Below are 7762 nucleotides of genomic sequence, written 5' to 3' on the forward strand. Positions count from 1 at the left end.
CGCGCCACGACCGCCGTTGCGCCCCTCGGCGGGCTTTGCGTCGTCCGGCTCGACCCACCGCACGCCGCCCTCCATGCCGGCCTCGTCGCCGCCCTGCAGCCCCAGGCCCACGGGCAGGTCCGCATGGCCGCCGCCGCGCCCGCCGATGCTGTCCAGGCGCCGCTGCAGGTCGGCGAGCAGCCCTTCGGTCTGCTGGCGCGCGCTGGCCGCCTGCTCCTGGTCGCGGCGCAGGTTGGACCGCTCGGATTCGAGCGCCGAGTTGATGCGCTGGTCGATGGAGTTCTCGCGCTGGCGCAGTCGCTGGTTCTCTTCACGCTGCGACTTGTTGTCCGAGAGCGCGGTCTGAAGCTCGGTGCGCAACTGCTTCACTTGGGCAACGAGCGTCGCCACGGTGTCGCGCGGGGTGTCGCCTTCGATGCCCAGCGCCTTCATTTCCTCGGGCGTGAGCTGGGCGCCGTTGTCCGCCGCGGGTGGCGCCGTGCTGCCTCCACCCGAGAACAGCCGGATACCGACGAACAGCACCAGGATGGCGACAGGGATCATCAGCCACTTGAGCAGGCCGTTACTGCGCATGGCGGGCCTCCTTGGCGTTCTCGTCGCCGTCCGGCTGCGGCAGATGCACGGCAGGGTCGAAGCGGTGAATCGCCGGCAGCAGCGACTGCGCGAGGCCGCGGCCGCCCGTGACCAGGTAGAGGACGGTCGTGTCCTCGGGCGTGCCGCGCGGGCCCAGCGCCTCGTGCTGGAAGGTGGCGGTGAGGAAATCGCCTTGCAGCACGCGCGGGTCGAGCGCGACCCAGTCGGCGCCGGTGTTGGTAAGGCGCACGGCAGTCACCCATTGGTCTTCCAGGCGCCACGACGCGAGCGCGACCGCGCGCACCGGCAGCGTTGGCATCAGTGTGTCCAGGTCGAGGTCGCGGGGCAGGTTGACCCGCATGACGCCCGGAAGCGGCTCGACGGTGCGCAGCGGTGCGTAGAGGTTCTGCGCGGCGAAGCGCGTCAGCACGACAGGGACCGGAGTTTCGCGCCGCGCGGTCCGCGCACCTGCCTGGTCCTGGGCGCGTGCCGGGGCCTCGGCACTGTCGGCCTGCTCGCCATAGCGTCCCGGTGCGCTGTCACCCTCGACGATGCGCACCGGCTCCAGCTCGGCTTCCCCGTCCTTGGGCGGTTCGGCTGCGATGTCCAGCAGGATCAGCGCGCCCGTGTCGGCGTCCTGCAGTTGCAACCGCGTGGGCTCGATCGGCTCGCTGGCGCGCAGGTACACCGCGCCACCCGCACTCTGCACGCGCAGGCGTTCGCCCACGCCCGCGGGCACGCCCACGCGCACGTTCCGGTCGATGAACACGATGCGTTCCTGACCGACCTTCAGCGGCACTGCCAGTGGCATGCGTTCCCAACGCAGGATCTCCACCGCCTGGGCGACGGGTGCCGCGGCCACGGCCAGTAGCCCCAGCAGCGCGAGTACAGGATGCTTCATGGGGTGTTTCCTCCTTGAGGCGCTTGCGGAGACAGGCCACTCGACGCCGGGCGCGCCGGCTCCGGTGCACTGATGCGCTGGGGCGCGCCTTCGTAGCAGTCCAGCGCCAGGCCGAACGGGTTGCGGGCGGGATCGACGTCCACCCGCGTGACCTTGATCGGATAACGCACCAGGGCGCGCTTGACCTGCTCGGCGCCGTAGTACTCGTCCGCCGTGATGTCCAGCGTCACCACCCAGTCGCGATCGGACACGGTGCGCACGCGCGCCGTGGGGTCGTCGCCATAGCCGCGGCCGGGAATCTCGTAGATGCCGCGCACGCGCTGGCGTAGCTCGCCGGTGGAGCGGCGGTAGTCGTAGTCCGCGCGAAGGAAGGCCTGGCAGGACGGGGTGAGGTACGGCGAGAGCGTGTGGAGGTTGCGCGAGTAGTCTTCTTCGCCATTGGTCGGCCAGCGGTTCAGCGTCTGGAACACGTAGAACGTGAACGCATAGACCGATTCGGGCGGCACTTCCCACCACTTGCGGGTACTGCCAGAGCGCAGGTCGGGCGGGACGTGGATGGTCAGGTCGCGCGGCGCGCTCCACCAGCCGCCGCCCATGACCAGGGCGACAATGACCAGCGCGCCCGCGCCCAGGCGCAAGGTCTTGATGTGCGCCTGCAGGTGGGTGATCTCGTTCTTGAAGCGGCTCATCGTGCCCCCCTTGCAACGGACCTTCGGGTGGACCAGAAGCCGGAGCGCGAGATCAGCACGTGGCCGCCTACCCATCCCGCCATCAGTGGATGGCGCGTGGCGATGCGCCATTGCAGTTGCCGGTACAGCCAGGTGTCGGGGCGCCCGCGCTTGAGCCGGCGCAGGATGCCGCCGCCGATGAAGACGCCCAGGGCCACGCCCAGGACGACGAACGTCGGCGCGATGGCGATCGTGCGGAACACCCAGGACAGCGGCGCGCCGACCAGCAGGCCGGCGGCGCCGGACAGGCCGCAGCAGATCCACAGTTCGTCGGCGGTGAGGCCGCGCACGACAACAGGGTGGCGGTTGAGCCGATGCGGAAGGAACGTGACCGTCCCGTCCGCACGGACGTGCTGCTGCTCGGACATACCGGCCTCGCCTTACAGGATGCCGGTGGCTTCGGTGAGCAGCCAGATGCCGATCACGAGCAGCACGGCACCGATCGCGACGGTGAGGCCAAACTGGCCCCAGGTCTTGCGGCCGGTGTGGATTTCCGCGTAGGTGCCGTAGGCGTGGTAGCAGACGCCGATGAACATCGACGCCACGACCAGGAGGGCTACGAGCATGATGATGTCGTAGCCGTAGTTCCTGATCGTTTCCATGATGCCGTTGCCGGTGCCGCGGGTCGGGTTCTCCAACTGCGGCAGGCCTTGCGCGAACGACAGCGCGGGCAGCGCGGCGGCGCCCAGGGCCATGGCGGCGCGCTGGGCGAGACGGGAAGTGAGGATGCGGTTGTGCATGGTCGGGCCTTTCAGGTCAGGACAGAAGGAAGAAACTCAGGACGAGGTACATCGCGACGAAGCGGATGCAGACGCCGAGGAACTGGCGCTGGTTGAGGCGGCTCTCGGACCACCCCACGTAGGCCGTTCGGATGGCCCAGACGCCCCACACGAGCAGGACCGCGAACACGACGCCGACCAGGACGGTCGCCATTGCGGAAGGCGCGATGCCGCTGTTGGCTTGAAATGCCGAGACCTGGGCGCCGTTCATTGCTTGCCCCCCGCAGTCGTCGCCGGCAGCGGCTCGGCCGCCCGCTCGGTGCGGTAGTCGCCGGCCAGTTCGGAGGGGTCGCGCGGCTGAGCGCGCGATGGCGTCAGGTGAAACTGGATGCCGGCGCGAACGCGCGCCAGGTCAGCCAGCAGCCGCGGGTAGTCGAAGTGGTAGCGCTCGCCCGGCTGGATGGGGGCATGCGCGGCGCTGTCCGCGACGGTGCGCTCCAGCGCGTCGAGCTGGCGCAGTGCGGCGACCAGCTCCTGGCGCTGTGCCGGAGACTCGGCCAAGGCCATCTGGGACTGACCCAGCAGGAGGGCCGTCACGAGAAAAGTGGGCACGCCGCGATGCGCGGCGCGCAGCCAGATCGAAGCCACCATCGCGCCATTCCTGTGTGATCAGCAATGGGGTGATCGTGGAGATCAGGGCTGTTTTAGGCCGCAAACAATAGGAACTGGCGGACGACCGGATTGGGCATACCGCGAGCGAACCTACAAAAGCCCGGGTGGAGTTTCGATTATTGCGTTTTTCGAGTGTTTCGAATATGATCGGCTCTGCAACCGTTTTCGCTTAGGAGCTACCCATGACCACCGCCACTGCCCAATCCAAGATGACCCTTCCCGCCGCGGGAGAGGTTAAGGCAGCCGTCCAGGGTCAACGTGCCTTGGCGGCTTACCTCGCAACCCAGTTCGAGACGCAGCACATCCAGATCTTTGATGACCACAAACAGGCTCATCAGGTGGAACTGCCTACCTCGGCTTTACGCCTGCTGGTCGACATCCTGGCCGAGTTGGCCGATGGCAATGCAGTAAAGGTGGTGCCCGTCCATGCAGAGCTGACGACCCAAGAGGCGGCGGACTTGCTCAACGTGTCCCGTCCCCATTTCGTCAAGCTGCTAGAAGATGGGGTGTTGGCATTTCATCGCACCGGCAAGCACCGCAGGGTGAGGTTCGCCGATCTGATGCAGTACAAGGAAGCGCGCGAGCGCGCCAGTGAGCAGGCGATGGCCGAACTCGCTCAGCAGTCGCAAGAGTTGGGAATGGGATACGAATGAGGCATTCCCCATTCACCGCCGTCTACGACGCGTGCGTTCTATATCCCGCGCCACTGCGGGATTTCCTGATGTGGCTCGGCCTGTCTGGCCGCTTCCGGGCGCGGTGGAGCCAAGCCATTCATGAGGAGTGGAAACGCAATCTGTTGATCAACCGCCCCGATCTCACCCGGGTTCAGGTCGACAGGACGTCGGATCTCATGGACAGGGCCATTCCGGACGGCTTGGTGGAGGGCTACGAAGCGCTCGTGGCAGGCCTGACATTACCCGATCCGAACGATCGGCACGTCCTGGCTGCGGCGATTCGCTGCGGTGCGAGCGTGATTGTGACGTTCAACGAACGTGATTTCCCGAACGATCTGCTGGCTCCGTACGGCATCGAATCGCAGCACCCCGATGAGTTTGTGGACAACCTGCTGGATCTGGATGCGGCCGCCGTAGTGTCGGCTGCGCAGCGCCAGCGTGCCCAACTCAAGCATCCGCCGATCGATGTGGACCGCTATCTCGAAATCCTGCTGCGCCAAGGCCTTGTGCAAACGACCAAGGTGCTGGCGACCTATCGCACCATTCTCTGACCCGCCGAGAGCCACGGATGACCAAGAATCCTTCATCAGACGCCACTTTGCCGAAAGGCATCCATCGAAGCTGGAAGCTGCCGGATAAGTCGCTGGGTGACTTGTGGGATTCGATCGTGATGGACGAAGCCATCAAAAAACAGTTGCTGTCACAAGCGATCGTCAACTTCACGGTGCGCCCCAAGGTGGAGCGCACGGTACTCCCCCTGCACGGCGTGATCTTGTTGGTCGGCCCGCCGGGGACTGGGAAGACCTCCTTGGCACGGGGCTTGGCGCATCGTGTGGCCGAATCTTTTTCTTCTGCGAAGTTTCGATTGCTGGAAGTGGAGCCTCACACGCTGACGAGCTCTGCAATGGGAAAGACTCAACGCGCCGTGGCAGACCTGTTCTCGCAATCGATCGCAGAATCCGCAGCGGCGGGCCCGACGATCGTCCTTCTGGACGAGGTCGAAACGCTTGCGGCTGATCGAGCGAAGCTCAGCCTGGAAGCCAACCCGGTTGATGTGCACCGGGCCACCGACGCGGTGTTGGTGCAGTTGGACATGTTGGCCGAACGCAACCCGCATCTGCTGTTCGTGGCCACCAGCAACTTCCCACAGGCCGTCGACAGTGCCTTCCTATCTCGTTGCGACATGGTGATGGAGGTGCCACTGCCCGGCAAGGATGCCTGCAAGCAGATCCTAGTGGACTGCCTGAATGGCCTGGCAAAGACATTTCCGGGGATTGGCAAGCTTTCCTCGGCTCACCAGTTCGACGCGTGCGCTGGCGAGTGCGTCGGATTGGATGGTCGGGCCATTCGCAAGGTCGTAGCCAACGCCCTCGCGGCCGACCCGCAAGTGGCTATCGATCCGAACAAGCTTTCCGTAGAGCACTTGCGCAGTGCGATACGACAGGCAAAGCAAATGCGCCTTCAAGGAGGGAAGCAAAAATGACCACCGTTGTCAGCCGGACGTTTCGCAGCTCGCCGCACCGCGATGCGTTGCAGACATGGGATGCCATTGTCGAACTGCTCACTCAGGGCAAGGACGGCACGGCTCGCTCTGAACTCAGGGCCGTGACGGGCGTGGCCGCCAGCTTGATCGCCGACCAGGCACCCAAGAGCGCGCCCATCGTTGCGACATGCGATGGACCACGGACCAGGATCTACTGCCTCTTCGACGAAGACGCGATCTATGGTGATGATGCCAACGAAGAAGTCTTGGGGTTCGAGCCGTTGAAGGGAGACTGGGGAGTCTCGCTGCCGTGTCCGAAGGAGCAGCTCGGCTGGGTGCAAAGCGCGCTCAAAAAGCACAGTTCTCGCATCATTGCACGGGACTTGAGCCAAGGAATTGCCACGCAGGCGCAGGCCGATGCTGGGCAAGCGCTGTCGCTCGACCTCGGAGGTTTCCTCAAGTCATGAGCACCGTCGCCACCTACTCGTACACGCACTCGGTTACCTATGTGACCGACAACATCCTCAAGAGCTTGAAAGACATCATCCTGCTCAGTGGGCTGGACCCTGAGCACTTTGCGGATCGCTGGGAGAGCAATACCCGAGCCATCAAGACGTGGCTCGGGACCGGTGATCTGCGCAAGGTGATTCTGGAGATCTACAACCCGGCAACCGACAAGCTCGTGACCCGATGGGATATCGACATCGTGTATGGGTGGTCCGATGGCGACGGCAGCTTCTGGACAGATACCGAGCAGTTGAAGTACGCGATCAAGAAAGCTGGGCTGCTGCCATCGCAGGCCAAGTACAAGTTAATGCTCGATACAAAGCCAGGGCGACCTGATGTGGAGGGATGGAGCAAAGGAAGTTATCGCTCGACGGATGGAATGGTCAAGCAGAGCCTAGGCTCGACTGTCGAACACAGCGGCCTGGCGGGTCAGGCCGGATATTGGAGGCAACGCTGATGCTGTCGATCGATGAAGCTTTTCGCAAGTTCAAGTCGCGTCTGGAACTCAACGAACGCGAACAGAAGAATGCCTCGCAACGCCAGAACGAAGTGCGGGACTACCTGCAGACCAAGTTCGGCATTGCGCGCAGCTTCCTGACCGGTTCCTATGCTCGATACACGAAGACGAAGCCGCTCAAGGATATCGACATCTTCTTCGTGCTGAAGGACTCGGAGAAGCATTACCACGGCAAGGCCGCATCGGTAGTGCTGGATGATTTCCACTCTGCATTGGTGGAGAAATACGGTTCGGCGGCCGTGCGCAAACAGGCGCGCTCGATCAACGTGGATTTCGGTGTTCACATCGACGCGGAGGACAACACGGACTACCGGGTGGTCAGCGTGGATGCGGTGCCCGCATTCGATACCGGCGACCAGTATGAGATCCCCGATACGGCGTCCGGAAAGTGGATCAAGACGGACCCGGAGATCCATAAGGACAAGGCGACCGCAGCGCACCAAGCCTATGGCAATGAGTGGAAAGGTCTCGTGCGCATGGTGAAGTACTGGAACAACAATCCCAAGCACGGCGATCTGAAGCCGGTGAAGCCCTCGTTCCTGATCGAGGTAATGGCCCTTGAGTGTCTTTACGGCGGCTGGGGAGGATCGTTCGATCGCGAGATCCAGTCGTTCTTTGCCACGCTTGCCGATCGAGTTCATGACGAGTGGCCGGATCCCGCCGGACTTGGCCCGGCGATCAGCAACGATATGGATGCCGCGCGCAAGCAGCGCGCGCAGCAGCTGCTGTTCCAGGCGAGCCAAGACGCAAGCATCGCCATCGACCACGCGCGTCGTGGTCGCAATATCGAAGCGCTTCGCGCCTGGCGCGCACTGTTTGGCCCCAAGTTCCCACTGTCCTGATTCCATCGGCTTCCATACACGTCCCATCGAGGTACAGCATGTCCCAGTGGTCGCTTTCCCAGCTCCTGTCGTCCCTGCATGAGGACATCCAGCAGCGCTTGTCCGTAGTACGCAAGACCTTCGGTCACCCGGGTACGAAGGGGGAT

12 protein-coding genes and 1 pseudogene are annotated in these 7762 nt (G+C 64.1%); 6 read left to right on the plus strand and 7 right to left on the minus strand.

What is annotated here, in order from left to right; all coding sequences use genetic code 11:
* The 7 genes and pseudogenes from B3361_RS06400 to B3361_RS06430 all read right to left on the minus strand — a co-directional run.
* Positions 1–573 (minus strand): annotated as a pseudogene (locus B3361_RS06400) (TIGR03752 family integrating conjugative element protein); the annotation flags it as partial.
* Positions 563–1474, minus strand: coding sequence for a TIGR03749 family integrating conjugative element protein (locus B3361_RS06405; protein WP_286920146.1), 912 nt, complete (start codon positions 1472–1474; stop codon positions 563–565). The pseudogene B3361_RS06400 and the gene B3361_RS06405, both read right to left, overlap by 11 nt.
* A complete protein-coding gene (locus B3361_RS06410) occupies positions 1471–2163 on the minus strand; it encodes a PFL_4703 family integrating conjugative element protein (RefSeq protein ID WP_012614071.1) in 693 nt (230 codons plus the stop codon). Before B3361_RS06410 ends, B3361_RS06405 begins: the two co-directional genes overlap by 4 nt.
* Positions 2160–2570, minus strand: a complete 411-nt coding sequence (locus B3361_RS06415; RefSeq protein ID WP_003821108.1) for a TIGR03750 family conjugal transfer protein — start codon at positions 2568–2570, stop codon at positions 2160–2162. The genes B3361_RS06410 and B3361_RS06415 overlap by 4 nt, the downstream gene beginning before the upstream one ends.
* A gap of 12 nt (positions 2571–2582) precedes the next feature.
* Positions 2583–2942 (minus strand): TIGR03745 family integrating conjugative element membrane protein, encoded by a 360-nt coding sequence (locus B3361_RS06420; RefSeq protein ID WP_003153634.1) that lies wholly within the window; start codon positions 2940–2942, stop codon positions 2583–2585.
* A 16-nt stretch (positions 2943–2958) separates the two neighbouring features.
* Positions 2959–3192, minus strand: coding sequence for a TIGR03758 family integrating conjugative element protein (locus B3361_RS06425; protein WP_003050225.1), 234 nt, complete (start codon positions 3190–3192; stop codon positions 2959–2961).
* Positions 3189–3572: an RAQPRD family integrative conjugative element protein gene (locus tag B3361_RS06430; RefSeq protein WP_003090167.1), complete on the minus strand. Its 384-nt coding sequence runs from the start codon at positions 3570–3572 to the stop codon at positions 3189–3191. Before B3361_RS06430 ends, B3361_RS06425 begins: the two co-directional genes overlap by 4 nt.
* Before the next feature lie 203 nt (positions 3573–3775).
* On the opposite strand from B3361_RS06430, the gene B3361_RS06435 reads away from it, so the two are divergent.
* From B3361_RS06435 to B3361_RS06460, 6 genes are read left to right on the plus strand one after another with little or no spacing between them, the layout of a single operon-like run.
* On the plus strand, positions 3776–4246 hold the full coding sequence (locus B3361_RS06435; protein ID WP_003050245.1) for a helix-turn-helix domain-containing protein: 471 nt from the start codon (positions 3776–3778) through the stop codon (positions 4244–4246).
* Positions 4243–4818, plus strand: coding sequence for a PIN domain-containing protein (locus B3361_RS06440; protein WP_003153636.1), 576 nt, complete (start codon positions 4243–4245; stop codon positions 4816–4818). Before B3361_RS06435 ends, B3361_RS06440 begins: the two co-directional genes overlap by 4 nt.
* Before the next feature lie 17 nt (positions 4819–4835).
* Positions 4836–5750, plus strand: coding sequence for an AAA family ATPase (locus B3361_RS06445; protein ID WP_003050256.1), 915 nt, complete (start codon positions 4836–4838; stop codon positions 5748–5750).
* Entirely contained in the window at positions 5747–6217 is a 471-nt protein-coding gene (gene cap8, locus B3361_RS06450; RefSeq protein ID WP_003153638.1) for a type III CBASS phage resistance system CD-NTase-associated protein Cap8, read from the plus strand. Before B3361_RS06445 ends, cap8 begins: the two co-directional genes overlap by 4 nt.
* Positions 6214–6714, plus strand: a complete 501-nt coding sequence (gene cap7 / locus B3361_RS06455; protein WP_003090159.1) for a type III CBASS phage resistance system CD-NTase-associated protein Cap7 — start codon at positions 6214–6216, stop codon at positions 6712–6714. Before cap8 ends, cap7 begins: the two co-directional genes overlap by 4 nt.
* The gene (locus B3361_RS06460; protein ID WP_003153640.1) at positions 6714–7616 is read left to right on the plus strand and encodes a CBASS oligonucleotide cyclase; all 903 of its coding nucleotides are present in this window, start codon (positions 6714–6716) and stop codon (positions 7614–7616) included. Before cap7 ends, B3361_RS06460 begins: the two co-directional genes overlap by 1 nt.
* Positions 7617–7762 lie beyond the last annotated feature (146 nt).

This window comes from Pseudomonas sp. UBA6699 (assembly GCF_002454615.1).
Taxonomy (GTDB): domain Bacteria; phylum Pseudomonadota; class Gammaproteobacteria; order Pseudomonadales; family Pseudomonadaceae; genus Aquipseudomonas; species Aquipseudomonas juntendi.

Coding starts and splice junctions, on each gene's coding strand:
- B3361_RS06420 (WP_003153634.1), bottom strand. CDS start 2,942: ATGCACAACCGCATCCTCACTTCCCGTCTCGCCCAGCGCGCCGCCATG.
- B3361_RS06440 (WP_003153636.1), top strand. CDS start 4,243: ATGAGGCATTCCCCATTCACCGCCGTCTACGACGCGTGCGTTCTATAT.
- B3361_RS06410 (WP_012614071.1), bottom strand. CDS start 2,163: ATGAGCCGCTTCAAGAACGAGATCACCCACCTGCAGGCGCACATCAAG.
- B3361_RS06460 (WP_003153640.1), top strand. CDS start 6,714: ATGCTGTCGATCGATGAAGCTTTTCGCAAGTTCAAGTCGCGTCTGGAA.
- cap7 (WP_003090159.1), top strand. CDS start 6,214: ATGAGCACCGTCGCCACCTACTCGTACACGCACTCGGTTACCTATGTG.
- B3361_RS06430 (WP_003090167.1), bottom strand. CDS start 3,572: ATGGTGGCTTCGATCTGGCTGCGCGCCGCGCATCGCGGCGTGCCCACT.
- B3361_RS06405 (WP_286920146.1), bottom strand. CDS start 1,474: ATGAAGCATCCTGTACTCGCGCTGCTGGGGCTACTGGCCGTGGCCGCG.
- cap8 (WP_003153638.1), top strand. CDS start 5,747: ATGACCACCGTTGTCAGCCGGACGTTTCGCAGCTCGCCGCACCGCGAT.
- B3361_RS06415 (WP_003821108.1), bottom strand. CDS start 2,570: ATGTCCGAGCAGCAGCACGTCCGTGCGGACGGGACGGTCACGTTCCTT.
- B3361_RS06425 (WP_003050225.1), bottom strand. CDS start 3,192: ATGAACGGCGCCCAGGTCTCGGCATTTCAAGCCAACAGCGGCATCGCG.
- B3361_RS06435 (WP_003050245.1), top strand. CDS start 3,776: ATGACCACCGCCACTGCCCAATCCAAGATGACCCTTCCCGCCGCGGGA.
- B3361_RS06445 (WP_003050256.1), top strand. CDS start 4,836: ATGACCAAGAATCCTTCATCAGACGCCACTTTGCCGAAAGGCATCCAT.